This window comes from Ruegeria sp. P8 (assembly GCF_056534665.1).
The window spans coordinates 114,455-132,409 of record NZ_JBQERC010000010.1 but is presented as its reverse complement, the minus strand read 5'-3'; the positions used below and the strand labels follow the sequence as shown (position 1 = coordinate 132,409).

Below are 17,955 nucleotides of genomic sequence, written 5' to 3'. Positions count from 1 at the left end.
TCTGCAATCAGATCAGGGTGCAGCAACTGTTCTTTGAGGCCGGAGAGAACACGGTCCTCCAATTCCGAACGTTTGATCGTCAACCGGTTGTATCTGGTGAGGAGATATAAGATGAGCAAGATGGCGGATTATGACGGCCCGATCCTTGAGATCGACAAGCTGTCGATTTCCTTCTTTACCCGCCTGCGGGAAATTCCGGCCGTGATGGATTTCTCTGTCAGTGTGCAACCCGGTGAAGCTGTTGGTCTGGTCGGTGAATCCGGTTGCGGCAAATCCACGGTGGCGCTGGGTGTCATGCAGGACCTTGGCAAGAACGGTCGCATCGTTGGTGGTACGATCAAGTTCAAGGGTCGTGATCTGGCGGAATTGAGTTCAGACGAATTGCGCGACATACGCGGCAATGAGATCGCGATGATCTATCAGGAGCCGATGGCCTCACTGAACCCGGCAATGAAGATCGGTAAGCAGCTGATGGAAGTGCCCATGATTCACGAGGGCGTCAGCGCGGAAGAAGCGTATTCGCGCGCGCTGGAAGTTGTCACCGATGTGCGCCTGCCGGACCCCGAGCGAATGCTCAACTCGTTCCCGCACCAGCTGTCAGGCGGTCAACAGCAGCGCATCGTGATCGCGATGGCCTTGATGTCGAAACCGGCGCTGCTGATCCTTGACGAACCAACAACGGCACTTGACGTGACGGTTGAGGCTGCCGTGGTCGAGCTGGTGAAGGATCTGGGCAAGAAATACGGCACCTCGATGCTGTTCATTTCGCACAACCTCGGGCTGGTTCTGGAAACCTGTGACCGGCTTTGCGTGATGTATTCGGGTGAGGCGGTCGAGCGCGGCTCGATCAAGGATGTGTTTGACGAGATGCAGCATCCTTACACGCAGGCCCTATTCCGGTCGATCCCGCTGCCGGGGGCCGACAAGAATTCGCGTCCGCTGGTGGCTATACCGGGGAACTTTCCCCTACCCCATGAGCGGCCCCCTGGTTGTAACTTCGGTCCGCGCTGCGACTATTTCGAAGAAGGTCGCTGTGACGCCAAGGACATCCTGATGGAGGCGGTGCCCGGAAATGACCGGCACCATACCCGTTGCCTTAAATTCAAAGAGATTGACTGGAACGCACCAATCACGGTGGGTGAACAGAAAGAGAAAGGTGAGATCGGCAGGGTCGTTCTGAAGATGGACAACCTAAAGAAATACTATGAGGTTGCAGCAAATGCCCTGTTCGGCGGTGGCGAAAAGAAGGTTGTGAAGGCAAACGAAACGCTCAGTTTCGAGGCGCATGAATCCGAGACATTGGCCATTGTGGGCGAATCCGGTTGCGGCAAGTCCACCTTTGCCAAAGTTCTCATGGGTCTTGAGACGGCCACGGACGGGCAGATTCTTCTGGACAACCGCAATATCGAACAGGTGCCCATAGAAGAGCGCGACGCAAAGACCGTTGGTGAAGTTCAGATGGTGTTTCAGAACCCGTTCGACACGCTGAACCCGTCGATGACCGTTGGGCGCCAGATCATCCGGGCATTGGAAATCTTCGGTGTTGGCAATTCCGAGGCCGAGCGCAAGAAGCGGATGCTGGAGCTGCTGGATCTGGTAAAACTGCCGCGCGCCTTTGCCGACAGAATGCCGCGTCAGCTGTCGGGTGGCCAGAAGCAGCGCGTAGGTATCGCGCGCGCCTTTGCCGGCGATGCGCGCATTGTGGTAGCCGACGAGCCCGTATCGGCACTGGACGTTTCGGTGCAAGCTGCGGTGACCGACCTGCTGATGGAAATTCAGCGCGAGCACAAAACCACGTTGCTGTTCATCAGCCATGACCTTTCCATCGTGCGATACCTCAGCGACCGAGTGATGGTGATGTATCTGGGCCACGTGGTCGAGCTGGGCACAACTGATCAGGTTTTTGCCCCCCCCTACCACCCTTATACCGAAGCGCTTCTGAGTGCTGTTCCCATCGCCGATACATCGGTCGAAAAGCAGCACATCGTACTGGAAGGTGATATTCCTTCAGCCATGAACCCGCCACCGGGATGCCCGTTCCAGACACGGTGTCGCTGGAAATCCGAAGTGCCTGACGGCCGCTGCGAGTCACATGTGCCACCGGTGCAGACATTGGCCGAGGGTCATCAGGTGAAGTGCCACTTGTCCGAAGAGGTGCTGGCACGGATGCAACCCGTGATCAAAGTCGCGGCCGAGTAGGTTTGCGGATCTTCACTGGAAAGGGCCGGTCGTTGACCGGCCCTTTCTGTGAGCGCCGCGTTTCACGAGGAAACTGGCGGCGCCTGTGAGTGGTGGTTCCCTGTAAGACTCTCAGCCGGTCATGACATTGTTGCCGAAATGCATGAACTCCTGGTTCATACCAGCAATCTCTCCGGCCTCCAGTTTCAGGCTGGCACTGTCAAGCATCTGATAGCTTTGCTGTCCCTTTACCCACTCGTCTGCTGATTGCAGCGTGGTCAGCGTATAAGACGTGACTTCGTTCAGGTAATGAGTTGGGATAATGATCTTGGGCTTTAGCTTGGCCACGATGTCATTACCCTGATCGAAACTCAGGATATGTTGCGACCCGTCTACCGGAAGGGTCAGAACATCGACCTGTCCGACGGCGTCCCAAAACTCCTGAGGCGGATTGTGGCGATTATCACCCCAGATCAGCGTACGAATGCCGCCTGTTTCCACCAGATAGACCACCATATCCATATGACCCACATTGTTCGGTGGGCAGGCTTCGACCCCAAACTCGGCCAGTGCATTGGTCCAGTTGTACCACCCCGGCGCCACGCAGGCATGTTTATCTGCAAAACCGGTGATCTTGATATCGGCGAACTCGAAATTGCCCACCATCCTGTCCAGCACCATGGTCGAGCTTGGTCGTTCGATCGCGTCGTGATCGAAATGCGCATGTGTCGACAAGGTAATGTCCACCGGGATCTGGGGGAATTCATTGCGGAACCAAAGCCCCCATGCGCCCGACGGGTCATCACGCCAGGGGTCGAACAGGACCGTTGCGCCGTTGGGCGAGGTGATCTTGACGGCGCAATGGCCATAATAGTCGATACCGACAACTCCGGCACTGGCCTGACCCGTCGATCCCTGCAGGTCGATCACGTGGTTATTGTTTCCTGGCTGCAACCAGGCTTGCGATTGCGCCTCGGCCGGTTTTGCCCCCAGCACTGAAGCTGTCGCGCCAACACCGGCAGCACCTGCCGCCATGAAAAATGACCGCCGAGACAGCCCCGGTGCCAGATGATCCCTGTCCCCTTTCAGGATGGTCGGTTTCAGATCCTTGCGATCCATATCTTTGTACCTCTCTGTTGGACGTGCGCCGTTTTTCCGCACCTCAACCCAGAGGGTAACAAGCCAAAGCACATCGGCTCAGACCGAAAAAATGGGGGTGAAATATGGGGGCAATCCCCATATTCGGCATTCACGAAATCGAGAGCAAATGACTGCGCAGGTTTTGATCCCGTCCCTCAAGTCCTAGTTTTCGGCGAATGTTGTTGCGGTGAAAATCGATTGTCGACGTCTCTCGGGACAGGGCCTTGGCAATGTCCTTCGTGGTTTTCCCAAACATGACCATCTGTGCAATTTCCATTTCGGTCGGGGTCATTGCCGCGAAGGCATCCGTCAACTTGTCAGACAGCGAAGACGTGATCTCGTTCAGGTTCTTTTCGGCCAGCTCAAGATAGACAAATTGCGCCTCGTCGCCGGAAAGCTGCGCCCGAACCTTTTCAAGATACGGCAAAACTCTGCTACGAACCTGCTCGACGATTTCGTGATCCCGGTTCTTGCGGTCATCGTCGAGACTTGAGAGCAATACGCGCAACGCTGTGTTCGTCTCCTGCAACTCTCGGGTTCGATCCGAAACACGCGTTTCAAGCTGGGCAAGTGTTTCGTTCAGTTTCTCCTCCAACGCGCGTCTCAGATAAACCTCTTGCAACAAAGCCAAATCCGACTCGACCATGCGCGCGAACTGCGCCAGCCCCTCTCGGAACAACAAGGCCCGCCGGTTCTGTTTACGGTCCAGAACACAGATTGTGCCAAACACCGAGCCATCGGGCCATTTCAGCGGTAAGCCGATGTAAAAGGTCATTCCGTGTTCCAGGTCGTCGTTATCCGCCCAAACCGGATCACATTTGGCGTCCTCGACCACCAACTCTCCGTCACGCTCCAGAACACCCTGGCAATATAGCTTGGGGTTCAACTGGAAACTCAGACCGACCGGATATGGATTCTCGGGGTGATCGGATGTGATCAAAACCGCATGATCCGGCGCGTCGGTTTTCATGATCAGGCTTGCGGGCACGTCGGCCAGTTCTGCGACCAGATCAACAAGTTGCTGCCAGTTTGCCAGCGTTTCTTTGGGAATCTGCGGATGATCAGCAGGCATAAGGGGCCTCACCAGTTACTGGGCGATACCCTGTCAGGTTAGTTGCAGGCGTTACACTGAATCAAGAATACGACACTCTGCGGCGCAGCATCGGTTTCAGCCGCCCCAGATAACCTTCACGTAGTTCTGGGTTTCCTTGTACGGCGGGATACCACCATGCTTTTCAACCGCATCAGGTCCCGCGTTATAGGCCGCCAGCGCCAAAGGCCACGATTTGAACTTGCGGTACTGCCAGGACAGATATCTGGCACCGCCTTCGAGGTTCTGCTTGGGATCATGCGGGTTTACGCCCAAAAGCTCGGCCGTTTGTGGCATAAGCTGCGCCAATCCTAACGCACCTTTATGTGACTTCGCCTGAGGGTTCCATCCACTTTCCTGCTGCACGAGACGCAAAAACAGATCTTCAGGAATGTTGTGAAGGCGGGCAACACGCCGCGCGATTTCCAGATATTCTCCGCGATATTTTCCTGAATATCGTTTGCTGACCTGATCGCGCGTTGTTTTGGGTTTCAGCCGGGCCGAGTCGCGGTACTGGGTTGCCGCACGAGAATCCAGAACCTTCGCCTGTTTCAGGAAAATATCCTTGCGGCTTTTGCTGGACAATGTTTGTGCCTGCACCGGCGCAACGGCCAATACAAGGCAGGCAACGGAAAACCCAGCAACCCAAGAACGCATCTTTGCTTATCCTGCTCGATCAAAACCAGTGGGAGTATAGGTATTCCCGCAAAAAATGAAAGCTTGGTAAATAGTACAGTAAGACTCTTGTTCGACAGTGTTGTATCAACTGTTTTCAACCATGATGCAGGCCGTATAGGGTCTCACGAAACTCATTGCGCCAGATTCGGCGCATTTACGCAGAACAGAACGAGGATTTACATGGCGGGTTCAGTCAACAAGGTCATTCTGGTGGGAAATCTTGGCCGCGACCCCGAAGTCCGGTCGTTCCAGAACGGTGGCAAAGTGTGCAACCTGCGCATTGCCACCTCGGAAAACTGGAAAGACCGCAACACGGGTGAACGTCGTGAACGGACAGAATGGCATTCGGTTGCTATCTTCTCGGAACCGCTGGCCCGCATCGCCGAGCAATATCTGCGCAAGGGCAGCAAGGTTTATATCGAAGGCCAGCTGGAAACCCGCAAATGGCAGGATCAGTCCGGTCAGGATCGGTACACGACCGAGGTTGTCCTGCGCCCTTATCGCGGGGAACTGACCCTGCTGGACGGTCGTGGCGAAGGCGGTGGCGGCAGCGGCGGCGGTTATGGTGGCGGCCAGGCCGGTGGCGGTTACGGTGACCCCTATGGCGGTCCATCCAGCTCTCCGGCGCCTGCATCGGGCGGAATCGACGACGACGAGATTCCGTTCTAAGTAAAACGGAGAAACAACATGACATGGTCCTTCTCTCTCGGCCGATTGCTCGGGTCCGAATTGAGGGTCCATGTCACCTTTTTTCTGCTGCTTGCATGGGTCGGTTTTGCCGCTTTCTCAGCCGGTGGAATGCCAGCCGCGATTGAGAACCTTCTCTTTGTTCTGGCGCTGTTTGCCTGCGTTGTCGCGCATGAGTTCGGTCACGCCCTTATGGCGCGGCGTTATGGTATCAAAACCCCCGACATCACCCTTTTGCCCATCGGCGGCCTGGCCCGGCTTGAGAGAATGCCGGAAAAACCGATGCAAGAGGTTCTGGTGGCGCTTGCGGGTCCGGCAGTGAATATCGCTATCTTTATCGGCCTTGCCGCGCTTGGCGCAGGTATGCCGCTTGAGACCCTCGCGCAATTGGAGTCACCAAATGTGAGGATTGTGGACAAGCTGGCCTATATCAATCTGCTTTTGGCCATCTTCAACTTGATCCCGGCATTCCCAATGGACGGAGGCCGCGTCTTTCGCGCCCTTCTGTGTTTACGCATGAATCGTGTCAAAGCCACCCGAATTGCAGCCGTTGGTGGCCAGGTTGTCGCCATCGGGTTTGGATTTCTAGGGCTGAGCTCCGGCAATCCAATTCTTGTGCTGATCGCCGTATTTGTGTTCTTTGCGGCCAATGCAGAAAGCCAGGAAGTCGCTTTGCGATCCGCTGTCCGCCGCGTTCTGGCCCGTGACGCGATGATCACCGAATTTCATGCCCTATCCCCCAGCGATACGCTGAGCACAGCTGCGCAAGCCGTCATTCACACCACGCAGCACGAGTTTCCGGTACTGGACTCAAATCATACTTTGCTGGGTTTTGTGACACGCGATCGCCTGTTCACTGCCCTGGCAAGCGACCAGCCCAGAACTGCGCCCGCGACCTCGATCATGGATGCCAACGTTCCCGCAGTCTTGCTGACAACCGGCCTTGAGGACGTGCTGGAACACCTGCACAATGGGGCGCCAGCCATTGCAGTTCTGACCCATGGCGGTCACATGATCGGTTACATAACCCGCGAAAACATTGGCGAGCTGATGGTTATTCAGGGCCGTTAATCCCCTGCGTCACACCGGGGCCAGCGCGTCCGACAGAACCGACAATACCGTATCCTTCGGCACATCCGAGGTCACAAAAGCCTGACCAATTCCGCGGGCCAGGATAAACCGCAGCTGGCCGTCCACGACCTTTTTGTCCTGCCCCATCAGATCCACCAGCGCCTCGGCACTTGGCAAGTCACCGGGAATATCAGCCAGGTCCGTTTTCATGCCCATCGCCCGCAGATGCGCACGTACCCGGCTTGGGTCTTCTTGCGAACACAGGCCAAGGCGGGATGAAAGCTCGAACGCAAGTGCACAGCCAATGGCCACGCCCTCGCCATGCAAAAGACGGTTCGAATAACCTGTGGCGGCCTCCAAGGCATGGCAGAAGGTGTGCCCCAGATTCAGCAGAGCGCGGTCACCTTGTTCGGTTTCATCCCGGGCCACGATATCGGCTTTCATCTGAACCGAGCGGGTTACCGCACGCACACGTGCGGCCATGTCGCCCGAGGAGACGCTTTGCCCGTTCACCTCAAGCCATTCAAAGAATTCCGCATCCCCAAGCAAGCCGTATTTCACCACCTCGCCATACCCTGAAAGAAAGTCTCTCTGGGTCATGGACTGCAAGACAGATGTATCTGCCAGAACCAGCGATGGCTGATGAAAAGCGCCGATCAAGTTCTTACCCTGAGGGGCGTTGATCCCTGTTTTCCCCCCGACGGAGCTGTCTACTTGCGCCAGCAAAGACGTGGGGACTTGCACGAACCGAACGCCTCGGCGCAGGACGGCCGAGGCAAAGCCTGCAAGATCACCAATTACCCCACCACCAAGGGCCACAACAACGTCCCTGCGTTCAACCTTTTCAGCCAACAGCCACTCAACCGCGCGTTCGAAATGAGGCCAGCTTTTGGTCGCCTCGCCGGCGGGCAAGGCCAGCGCGGACATTTCGATCCCGGCGACTTTCAGACCCGCACGCAGCGAGTCCAGATGTAGATCAGCGACATTTTCATCTGTCAGGACGGCCACCTTGGGACGCGCCAATAGCGGTGCAATCCATTCGCCAGCTCGCGCCAGAAGATCCGGACCGATCTCAACGTCATACGACCGGTCACCCAGTTCCACATGTACTGTTTGATGCATTATCTGACTTCCAAAACATCAGGGCGCGCCAACAAGGCGTCGACAACCCGGTCCACCATATTCTCGATCGACGTTTCGCCATCCGAATCCACGATCAAATCTGCCTCGGCGTAAATCGGAACACGCGCCTCGTAGAGGGCTTTCAATGTCGCATACGGATCAACGGTGCGCAGCAGTGGGCGCGTGTCCTTGTGGCGAACTCGGCTCCACAAAACTTTCAGGTCTGCCCGCAACCAGACAGACGCCCCACGCAAGGTGATCAAACGCCGGTTGTCGGGCTGAAGAAACGCCCCGCCACCCGTTGAAAGGATGCCTTTTTTTTCGTCCAGCAGACGGCTGATGACCTGTGTTTCCTTGGTGCGAAAAAACGGCTCCCCGTCCCGCTCAAAGATTTCGGGGATGGTCATGTTGGCGGCTGATTCGATTTCGGCATCACTATCCAGAAAGGGAACACCCAGACGCGCGGCCAAAGCGCGGCCCACGGCCGTCTTGCCGGCCCCCATCATGCCCACCAGAACCACGGTTTTGTGCAGATCAAATCGGGTCTGCGTGTCCGCTGAGTGCGTGTTATGCTTAATTTCGCTCATTTCACCGTGAATGACGTGATCTTGGGAAAAATGCCAGTTATAACTTGGTCAAAATCAAAAATTGAGGCAGCGTGACGCCATGAGCCGTCTGATCAAGTTCCTGATATATGTTCTGTGCCTGACATTCATCGGGCTGGTTGCCTATGCCTATGTCGGTCCATTCTTTGGTGTGGATTTCTCTGCGCCTCAAAGTGAAATTCGCGAGCCGGTTGTACTGGATGTCAACTAAGCAACTGCTTTTGGCAATCACACTGGCCGGGTCGGCACATGCGCAGGAACCCTTATCCGCCATCGAATGGCTGACAGACCCGCCGGAAAACCTGCCGGGAACCGTTCTGCTGGAACCACCGGTTACGCAAGATGGCGCATTGCCGGAAATTGAGGTGACTTCGCTTGAGGCACTGTCGCAGCCGCTGGGCCTTGTTTCGTCCTCTGTCACCGGTCTGCCCGTCGACCTTTGGCAGGGCAGCGATGCGGATCGCCTGGCCGAACTGATCGCCGACGTCCACGTGCGTGACAACCCGGCCATGCAGCGTTTGTTGTTCACGTTGCTCTTGTCTGAAACCCGCGCGCCGTCGGGGCCTCTGGCCGAAGAAACCCTTTTGCTGGCCCGGCTGGATCGGTTGATGCAACTGGGTGCCGCTGATCCGGCGCAGTCGCTTGTTCAGTTGGCCGGACCCACTGACACGCAGGACCGGTTCAAGCGCTGGTTCGATGCGACGCTCTTGACCGGGGATGAGGATCGCAGTTGTACCGCCCTTATTGCCGAACCGTATCTTTCGCAGGACTATGCGGCTCAGATCTTTTGCAAGGCCCGCCGCGGGGATTGGGCTTCGGCTGCGCTGACGCTTGAGGCGGCACATGCGCTTGAAATCCTTCCACCCGAGGATCTGGCGGTTCTGGACCGTTTCCTCAGCCCGGAACTGTATGAAGGCGCAGCTTACCTGCCGCAGCCGGAAAACCCTGATCCCCTGACGTTCCGTTTGTTTGAGGCAATTGGCGAACGACTCCCCTCCGCTCCGCTGCCACGGGCGTTTGCCAATGCGGATCTGCGCGATGTCGCGGGTTGGAAGGCACAGATCGAAGCAGCGGAACGGCTGACCCGTATTGGCGCATTAACCCCCAATCAGCTGCTGGGCCTTTATACCGAGCGTGATCCGGCAGCCTCAGGTGCTGTCTGGGATCGGGTGGCCGCCGTTCAGCGTTTTGAAAGCGCGTTAGACACCGGGAACGCGGAAGCGATCGGAAAGACTTTGCAACCGGTCTGGCAACAGATGCGCGGTGTCGGGCTTGAGGTTCCGTTTGCCGAACTGTTCGCCGAGCGCTTGTCGTCTGTCACATTGCCGGTTGCCACCACCGAAATCCTGCGCTGGCGTATTCTGATGCTGTCGGGGCTTTACGAACAGGCCGCCTTGGCAGCGCCCGACACATCCAACGAAACCCGATTTCTTGCCGCTTTGGCACAAGGTGACCCCGGGCGCGCGGTGTCCCCGTCCCCTTTGGCTGATGCTGTCGCTCAGGGGTTTGAATGGGCAGCGCCTGTGCCGGGCGACATTGATGCGCTGCTGGCCAACGGTCAATTGGGCGAAGCCATTATTGAAGCCATGCAACTGTTTGCACATGGCGCACGGGGCAATCTGGTGGACCTGACAGCGGCGATTGCAACATTCCGGCGCGTTGGGTTGGAAGACACCGCGCGACGTGCGGCCCTGTCCCTTTTGATCCTGCAAAAGCGTTGATCATGGGCTCTCCGGCATCAGACGCCCTGTGGATTTCAACGTTCTTGCAGGCGCAGGCGGCAGAGCTTGGCGCGGCTACCAATACGCTGCTGGCCTATGGGCGCGACCTGAAAGATTTTGCCGAATGGCTGGACCGCAAGAAATCCGGATTTGATCAGGCAGATCGCGACCTGATCGAAGCCTACCTGATCGACTGCGATGCACAGGGCTTGTCACGTTCGACCCGCGCGCGGCGTTTGTCTGCTATCAAACAGCTGTACCGGTTTGCCTTCGAGGAAGGCTGGCGCGCGACCAATCCTGCCATTCAGATCAAAGGTCCCGGCCGGCAGAAACGGTTGCCCAAGACGCTGGATGTGCTCGAAGTTGACCGTTTGCTGGAGGCCGCCAGACAAACCGGGCGAACCGAAGCTGACAGGCTAAGAAACACCTGCCTGATGGAAGTTTTGTACGCCACAGGAATGCGGGTGACTGAGCTTGTCTCCCTGCCCGTCTCTTCGGCCCGTGGCGATCCCCGGATGCTGCTGGTGCTGGGGAAAGGGGGTAAAGAGCGAATGGTCCCCCTGTCGCCCCCGGCCCGGGATGCTTTGGCCGCGTGGCTGACCGCGCGGGACGAGGCCGAGGACTTGGCCGCGGAAAAAGGCGCTCAGCGCTCGCGCTTTCTGTTCCCATCACGCGGAAAGTCCGGTCATCTGACACGGCACAGGTTCTTTTTGCTGGTGAAAGAGCTGGCTGTACGGGGTGGTGTTTCTTCTGAAAAAGTCACACCACACACGCTGCGCCATGCATTCGCCACGCATCTGCTGGCCAACGGCGCTGATCTGAGATCGATCCAGACGTTATTGGGCCATGCAGACGTGGCGACGACCGAAATCTATACGCATGTTCTGGATGAACGTCTGGCGGAACTGGTGTTGCAACATCACCCGCTGAGCAAGGACCGCAATGAGGACAAGGGCTAAGACCTTGATTCAGCGGGGCGACGTCCCCATAACGGATGCAGTACACAAATCTATCAAGGACCAATGGAACCCTCACCTTCTATGTTCGACGGCGCATTCTGGGTTACGACCGGCGCTATCCTGTTCCTGCTTATCCTGTCCGGATTTTTCTCGGGCTCGGAAACGGCGCTGACCGCCTCGTCAAGGGGGAAACTACGCGTTCAGGCCGACAAGGGATCGCGCGGGGCTAAAAAGGCGCTGGAAATAACCGACGACAACGAACGTCTGATCGGGTCGGTTCTGCTGGGCAACAACCTCGTCAACATTCTGGCCGCGTCACTGGCGACGGCGTTGTTCACACGTCTTTTCGGTGAAAGCGGCGTGGCATTGGCAACGCTGGTCATGACCTTTCTGGTGTTGATCTTTGCCGAAGTGCTGCCCAAGACATACGCCATCACCAATTCCGAAAAGGCCGCTGCGGCCGTTGCGCCGATCATTAGCGTGGTCGTGACAGTGTTTTCGCCTGTTGTCGCGGCCGTACGTTTGTTAGTGCGTGGCGTATTGCGCCTGTTCGGAGTTCAGATCGATCCTGACAGCAACATTCTGGCCGTGCGCGAAGAAATCGCAGGCGCCCTGCAACTGGGCCATTCGGAAGGGGTTGTCGAAAAAGAAGATCGCGACCGCATCCTCGGCGCACTGGATCTGGGCGACCGCACGGTGGAAGAGATCATGCTCCACCGTTCCAACATCGAAATGATCGATGCGAACGCCCCACCCGAAGCTATCCTAAGGCAATGCCTTGAAAGCCCTCACACTCGTCTGCCTGTTTTCAGGGACGAGCAGGAGAACATAGTTGGCGTTGTTCACGCCAAGGACTTGTTCCGCGCGATGTATGCACAGGCTGGCAGCAGCGATGGCGGCACCGACCGGCTGGCCAGCTTCGACATCGGCAAGGTCGCAAATGCCCCCTATTTCGTTCCGGAGACCACAACTCTGGATGACCAGATGCGCGAGTTTCTGCGAATGCACGGTCACTTTGCGCTGGTGGTGGACGAATACGGCTCATTGCGTGGACTGATCACGCTTGAGGATATTCTGGAAGAAATCGTGGGCGAAATCGCCGATGAGTTCGATATCGCCGAAGAGGTGCCGGTCGTGCGGACGGATGATGGCCAATTCCTTGTCGAAGGTGCTATGACCATTCGCGATGTCAATCGTGCGCTGGACTGGTCGCTACCGGATGAAGAAGCCAACACTCTTGCTGGTCTGGTCATCCACGAAGCCCAGATGATCCCGGTTGTTGGGCAAGTGTTCTCGTTCCATGGCTTCCGGTTCGAGGTTACAGCACGCGAAGGCAATCGTATCACAGCCCTGAAAGTGCGGCCCTTATAGGGTTTGGACGCTAGACAAAAACGACGCGCTCTGTCGCTCGTTTGACAGAATGCTTTGCCATTGATCTGCACCGTCCTACCAGAAAAGGAGGAGCGGATGAAAAACACATGCCAGGTGGTCGTCATTGGTGGCGGTGTGGTCGGATGTTCGGTTCTTTATCACCTGACCAAGCTCGGGTGGTCGGACGTCATGTTGCTGGAACGGTCCGAACTGACCAGCGGCTCGACCTGGCATGCGGCAGGCGGGTTTCACACCCTCAACGGCGACACCAACATGGCGGCGCTACAGGGATACACGATCAGGCTGTATAAAGAACTGGAACAGATCACCGGCATGTCCTGTGGCCTGCACCACGTGGGCGGTGTGACACTTGCCGACAATCAGGACCGGTTTGATATGCTGCTGGCGGAACGCGCCAAGCATCGGTTCATGGGGCTTGAAACAGAAATCGTCGGCCCGGAAGAAATCAAAAAGATCGCGCCCATTACAAATATCGACGGAATTATCGGTGCTCTTTATGATCCGCTGGATGGACATTTGGACCCCTCAGGCACCACCCATGCCTATGCCAAGGCCGCGCGAATGGGCGGTGCCACAATTGAAACCCATTGTATGGTGCGTGAAACCAACCAGCGCCCCGATGGAAGCTGGGATGTCGTCACCGACAAGGGCACAATCCATGCCGAACACATTGTTAATGCAGGCGGGCTTTGGGCACGTGAAGTTGGCGCCATGGCCGGTGTCTATTTTCCCCTGCACCCGATGGAGCATCAATATCTTGTCACCGACGCGATCCCACAGATCGAAGCAATTATCGATGCGGGTGGCGAGCATCCGCATGTCATGGATCCGGCAGGTGAAAGCTATTTAAGGCAGGAAGGGCGTGGCCTGTGCATCGGGTTCTACGAACAGCCCTGCAAGCCCTGGGCAGTGGACGGCACCCCGTGGGATTTCGGGCACGAGTTGCTGCCCGATGACTATGACAAGATCACCGACAGTATCGAATTCGCGTATCGCCGCTTTCCTGTGCTGGCTGAGGCTGGGATAAAATCGGTGATCCATGGGCCGTTTACCTTTGCCCCTGATGGCAACCCGCTGGTCGGCCCTGTACCCGGGCTGCGCAACTACTGGTCGGCCTGCGGTGTTATGGCCGGGTTCAGTCAGGGTGGCGGCGTTGGCCTGACGCTGGCGCAGTGGATGATCGAAGGCGAGCCCGAGCGCGATGTGTTTGCCATGGATGTTGCCCGCTTCGGCGACTGGATCAGCCCAGGCTACACCCGCCCCAAAGTCATCGAGAATTATCAGAAACGCTTCAGCGTCGCCTATCCGAACGAAGAACTGCCTGCCGCGCGCCCCAACCGCACAACACCAATGTATGACATCTTCAGCGAGCTGGGCGCGGTCTGGGGGCAGCAATACGGCCTTGAGGTGCCAAACTATTTTGCGCAGGAAGATGAGCCGGGATTTGAAACACCATCCTTCCGCCGCTCGAACGCGTTCGCGGCGACTGGGCGCGAAGTGCGGGCAGTTCGTGAAGCTGTGGGTATCAACGAAGTCCACAATTTCGGCAAATACCGCATCACCGGACCCGATGCTCGGAACTGGCTGGACCGGATCATGGCTGGCCGCATTCCGAAACCCGGTCGGCTGTCTTTGGCCCCGATGCTGTCGCACAAGGGCAAGCTAATCGGTGATTTCACCGTTTCCTGCCTGACTGACACCCAGTTCCAGCTTACGGCGTCTTATGGCAGTCAGGCCTTCCACATGCGGTGGTTCCAGCAAAACGCTCAGGACGGCGTGAGGATTGAAAACGTCAGCGACCGGTTGAACGGCTTCCAGATTGCCGGCCCGAAGGCAACGCAGGTTCTGGCAGCCTGCACCCGAGACGACTTGGCCGATTTCAACTTCCTGAACGTGCGCCGGATGACTGTCGGCATGACCGACTGTATCGTTCAGCGTGTCAGCTATACGTGTGATCTTGGTTATGAAATCTATTGCGACCCCTTAGCGCAGCGTCAGCTTTGGTGGACGCTGTGGGAGGCCGGACAACCCCACGGCATTGTTCCGTTCGGAATGCGCGCAATGATGAGCCTGCGGCTAGACAAGTTCTTTGGCTCATGGATGCGGGAATATTCGCCAGATTACACCGCCGCAGAAACGGGGTTGGACCGGTTCATTGCTTTCAACAAAAGCGCCCGTTTCATCGGCCGCGATACAGCGGAAGCAGAACGGGCCAACGGAACCACCCGCCAGCTGGCAGCCTTCGAAGTTGAAACAGACGATGCAGACGTCAACGCCTATGAACCGATCTGGCTGGATGGTTCGGTTGTCGGGTTCTGTACCTCGGGCGGCTACTCTCATTTTGCGCAAAAATCCGTCGCCATGGGCTTTCTGCCGTCCGGGTGCATAGAAGATGGTCTGGAGGTTGAAATCGAGATTCTGGGGCAGATGTGCAAAGCGAAGGTTATCTCGACACCTTTGTTTGACCCAGATGGCACACGCATGAGGGGATGACAGCACACATGACTGACGGCAGTGAGGCACAATGACCGAAATCCCAATCATCCTGCTTGCCGCCGGTCAATCCAGTCGTATGGGCGGGTTGGACAAGCTTTTGCAGCAAATCGACGGCATTCCACTGCTGACCCGTACGGCGACCCTTGCGCGTGGTGTGGCACCTGTCCTTGTCGCCCTGCCACCGCGTCCACACCCAAGATATGATGCACTTGCGGGACTGGATGTTCAGACCGTTCCGGTTCCGGACGCGGCAGAGGGAATGAACGCCAGTTTGCGCACCGCCATTGAATACCTTCCTGTAGACGCACCCGCTGTCATGGTTTTGCTGGCCGACTTACCTGACCTGACCCAGGCTGATCTGAGAACGATCTTGAATGCACGTCAATTACATCCCGACAATGTAATCTGGCGCGGAACAACCGCAGATGGAAAGCCCGGGCACCCGGTGATCTTCGATCGGGCGCTTTTCCGTCAGCTCTTGGCATTGCACGGCGATCACGGCGCGCAGACGGTGGTTCGGTCACAACAGGGTGGCGTATTCCTGCAACCCCTTCCCGGTCAAAACGCGATTATGGATTTGGATACGCCGGAAGATTGGGATGCTTGGTGCAAGAAGCGCACTTCTTGAATAAACACGGCCCGATCGATATCGACCGGGCCGGTGCCCAATACAGGACTACCACTTTCCACAATTCCAAAAGTTTGACCAATAGGTCTTAAAGACACTCTGGTTCCCTAGCAGCTAAACCTAAACAAGACCCCCTCGTTAACACGCCGCTAAAACTTCCGGTAACTGAGTTAGCCGCCAGCGCCCCCTAGCGCTTTTGGCTTCCCCTCACTTGGGCAATTTCATCCTCACTTATCCGATCCTTAGAAACAACGTAAAATTGGAAGAATAGGTTAATTTCGCGCACCTCGATTTGGCTTTTAGGCAACATAGCCCCAGGGCTTGCTCAACCTATAGGCGATCCAAGTCCGGTGCGCATATCAACGATTCGGGATTAAGCGCAAACTTATGCACCCATTCAGCTGCCTGTCAGCAAAGTTACAGCGTCAAGTCCGATGACTCCCGGACTCGCCCACAACCATTGGAAGAGCAGCATTTTTCCCCACTGTTCAGTGAAAGCATTGTCAACAAAACAATGAAAATTCAACTTTTTTGAAAGTTTGACGTCTGTTTTGGCAACAATCCTCCGATTCGCCTTCGACCTACCCGGTTAAATCAGCGAATCCTGATCAACGTCCTTCGCCACAAAACATCTGCTTTGTGGCAAAATTAAGATTTATTAATTGATCAGTCAGGAAACCCCAATCCTGCCAGTGCATCTCATGTCTCAACGCGCAACGGAAATTGCGTGATCAAACCAGGAGACAGAAATGAGCATCCGAAAATCTTCGCTTTTACTTCCCCGCACATCCAACTGGATGGGGGTCAGCGCATTGGGCACAGCCATGCTGGCCACAACCGCTTTACCTTCGATGGCGGATGAGGCGCTTGCCGATCTTGTCGAATCCGTTTCCCCTTCGGTTGTAACCATCATTGCCGAACAAAAGGCCGCCTCAAGCCCCGCACAGGGGCAGAATTTTGATTTCGACGGTCATCCGTTTGGGGAATTCTTCAAGCGCTTTGGTGGGCCTGAAGGGTTCAACATGCCTCAACGCGGGCCGGCACAAGGGCTCGGGTCAGGGTTTGTACTGGATGAAGCCGGTTATATCGTCACCAATCACCATGTGGTGGACAATGCAGCGACTGTAACCGTTCGCCTAAGTGATGACCGGACATTTGAGGCCGAGGTGGTTGGCACCGACCCGCTGACCGACATCGCGGTGTTGAAGATTGATGCAGGCCCGGGCCTGCAAGCTGTCGAACTGGGTGACAGCGACGCAATCCGCGTTGGCGAAGATGTCGTTGCGATCGGCAACCCGTTTGGTTTGAGCTCGACAGTCACTACCGGCATTGTATCGGCGAAAGGTCGCAATATCTCGGACGGGCCTTATGCCGAGTTCATTCAAACGGACGCCGCCATCAACAAGGGCAACTCTGGTGGCCCGCTTTTCAACATGGCCGGCGAAGTGATTGGTGTAAACTCGGCCATATATTCCCCCAGTGGCGGATCTGTCGGGCTGGGATTTGCCGTAACCTCGAACATCGTTGAACATATTGCAGCCGATCTGCAGGATGATGGGCAGGTCAGCCGTGGTTGGCTGGGTGTTTCGATCCAGAATATCAGCCCGCAGCTTGCTGCGGCGCTGGGAATTGATGCCTCCTCGGGTGCACTGGTGGCAGATGTTGTCGCCGACAGCCCCGCAGACGGAGTTCTGGAACAAGGCGATGTTATCCTGTCCTTCAACGGCGAAGCCGTAGACTCCAGTGGTGACCTGCCCATTCTGGTGGGCACAACCAAGGTCGGCACCGCCAGTAATTTGACCATTCTGCGCGATGGCAAACAGGAAACGGTCACTTTGACCGTTGGCCAGCATCAGGTAGCGGCGGCCCAGTCCGACACCCCTGTCGAATCCGAGGCGGCAGGCACGTCGCTTGGTGTCACCGTGGCCCCCCTGACCGAAACGGTGCGGGCCGAGGCAGGTATCGCTAAAGCCGTCGAAGGTGTGGTCGTCACAGACCTGCAACCGGACAGCCCTGCGGCTCGGGCGGGTCTGCAACGTGGTGACGTGATCGTCAAACTGGGCAACCAAGACACGTTCACACCCGAAGCGCTGAAGGCGGCACTGGACAGCGAAAAGACGGACCCGGCACTGGTATTGATCAATCGGGCCGGCAGCCAGATCTTCGTTGCCGTCGAATTGGTCTGACC

The 17,955-nt window shown here is 56.8% G+C and carries 15 protein-coding genes; 10 read left to right on the top strand and 5 right to left on the bottom strand.

Going from position 1 to position 17,955, the window contains the following annotated elements; all coding sequences use genetic code 11:
- Nucleotides 1-111 precede the first annotated feature (111 nt).
- Nucleotides 112-2,199, top strand: coding sequence for a dipeptide ABC transporter ATP-binding protein (locus ACR0BZ_RS13255; protein ID WP_480920438.1), 2,088 nt, complete (start codon nt 112-114; stop codon nt 2,197-2,199).
- A gap of 111 nt (nt 2,200-2,310) precedes the next feature.
- Here ACR0BZ_RS13255 and ACR0BZ_RS13250 read toward each other — a convergent pair whose 3' ends face one another.
- The 3 genes from ACR0BZ_RS13250 to ACR0BZ_RS13240 form a co-directional block, all read right to left on the bottom strand.
- Complete coding sequence (locus tag ACR0BZ_RS13250) at nt 2,311-3,297, bottom strand: MBL fold metallo-hydrolase (protein ID WP_480920437.1); 987 nt, start codon at nt 3,295-3,297, stop codon at nt 2,311-2,313.
- Between the two features lie 130 nt (nt 3,298-3,427).
- Complete coding sequence (locus ACR0BZ_RS13245) at nt 3,428-4,390, bottom strand: LuxR C-terminal-related transcriptional regulator (RefSeq protein WP_267363905.1); 963 nt, start codon at nt 4,388-4,390, stop codon at nt 3,428-3,430.
- A 96-nt stretch (nt 4,391-4,486) separates the two neighbouring features.
- Entirely contained in the window at nt 4,487-5,065 is a 579-nt protein-coding gene (locus ACR0BZ_RS13240) for a lytic transglycosylase domain-containing protein (RefSeq protein WP_267363904.1), read from the bottom strand.
- Nucleotides 5,066-5,266: 201 nt separating this feature from the next.
- Between ACR0BZ_RS13240 and ssb the strand changes: the two genes are divergently transcribed.
- Together ssb and ACR0BZ_RS13230 are read left to right on the top strand one after the other, a co-directional pair.
- On the top strand, nt 5,267-5,755 hold the full coding sequence (ssb, locus tag ACR0BZ_RS13235; RefSeq protein WP_267363903.1) for a single-stranded DNA-binding protein: 489 nt from the start codon (nt 5,267-5,269) through the stop codon (nt 5,753-5,755).
- An 18-nt stretch (nt 5,756-5,773) separates the two neighbouring features.
- Nucleotides 5,774-6,844, top strand: a complete 1,071-nt coding sequence (locus ACR0BZ_RS13230; RefSeq protein WP_480920436.1) for a site-2 protease family protein — start codon at nt 5,774-5,776, stop codon at nt 6,842-6,844.
- A gap of 9 nt (nt 6,845-6,853) precedes the next feature.
- Here ACR0BZ_RS13230 and aroB read toward each other — a convergent pair whose 3' ends face one another.
- Both aroB and ACR0BZ_RS13220 read right to left on the bottom strand, forming a co-directional pair.
- On the bottom strand, nt 6,854-7,966 hold the full coding sequence (aroB, locus tag ACR0BZ_RS13225) for a 3-dehydroquinate synthase (RefSeq protein ID WP_480920435.1): 1,113 nt from the start codon (nt 7,964-7,966) through the stop codon (nt 6,854-6,856).
- Nucleotides 7,966-8,553, bottom strand: a complete 588-nt coding sequence (locus tag ACR0BZ_RS13220; protein ID WP_480920434.1) for a shikimate kinase — start codon at nt 8,551-8,553, stop codon at nt 7,966-7,968. Before ACR0BZ_RS13220 ends, aroB begins: the two co-directional genes overlap by 1 nt.
- A 79-nt stretch (nt 8,554-8,632) precedes the next feature.
- On the opposite strand from ACR0BZ_RS13220, the gene ACR0BZ_RS13215 reads away from it, so the two are divergent.
- The 7 genes from ACR0BZ_RS13215 (at nt 8,633) to ACR0BZ_RS13185 (ending at nt 17,953) form a co-directional block, all read left to right on the top strand.
- A complete protein-coding gene (locus tag ACR0BZ_RS13215; protein ID WP_267363898.1) occupies nt 8,633-8,782 on the top strand; it encodes a hypothetical protein in 150 nt (49 codons plus the stop codon).
- Nucleotides 8,772-10,292 carry a hypothetical protein gene (locus ACR0BZ_RS13210; RefSeq protein ID WP_480920433.1) on the top strand — a complete coding sequence of 507 codons (1,521 nt, stop codon included), beginning with the start codon at nt 8,772-8,774 and terminating at the stop codon, nt 10,290-10,292. The genes ACR0BZ_RS13215 and ACR0BZ_RS13210 overlap by 11 nt, the downstream gene beginning before the upstream one ends.
- Nucleotides 10,293-10,294: 2 nt before the next feature.
- Entirely contained in the window at nt 10,295-11,251 is a 957-nt protein-coding gene (locus tag ACR0BZ_RS13205) for a site-specific tyrosine recombinase XerD (protein ID WP_480920432.1), read from the top strand.
- Nucleotides 11,252-11,332: 81 nt separating this feature from the next.
- Nucleotides 11,333-12,622, top strand: a complete 1,290-nt coding sequence (locus tag ACR0BZ_RS13200) for an HlyC/CorC family transporter (protein ID WP_480492690.1) — start codon at nt 11,333-11,335, stop codon at nt 12,620-12,622.
- A gap of 96 nt (nt 12,623-12,718) precedes the next feature.
- A complete protein-coding gene (locus ACR0BZ_RS13195) occupies nt 12,719-15,136 on the top strand; it encodes a GcvT family protein (protein ID WP_480920431.1) in 2,418 nt (805 codons plus the stop codon).
- A 31-nt stretch (nt 15,137-15,167) separates the two neighbouring features.
- On the top strand, nt 15,168-15,767 hold the full coding sequence (locus ACR0BZ_RS13190; RefSeq protein ID WP_480920430.1) for a nucleotidyltransferase family protein: 600 nt from the start codon (nt 15,168-15,170) through the stop codon (nt 15,765-15,767).
- 749 nt (nt 15,768-16,516) lie between these two features.
- On the top strand, nt 16,517-17,953 hold the full coding sequence (locus ACR0BZ_RS13185; RefSeq protein ID WP_480869200.1) for a DegQ family serine endoprotease: 1,437 nt from the start codon (nt 16,517-16,519) through the stop codon (nt 17,951-17,953).
- The last annotated feature ends 2 nt before the right edge of the window (nt 17,954-17,955 follow it).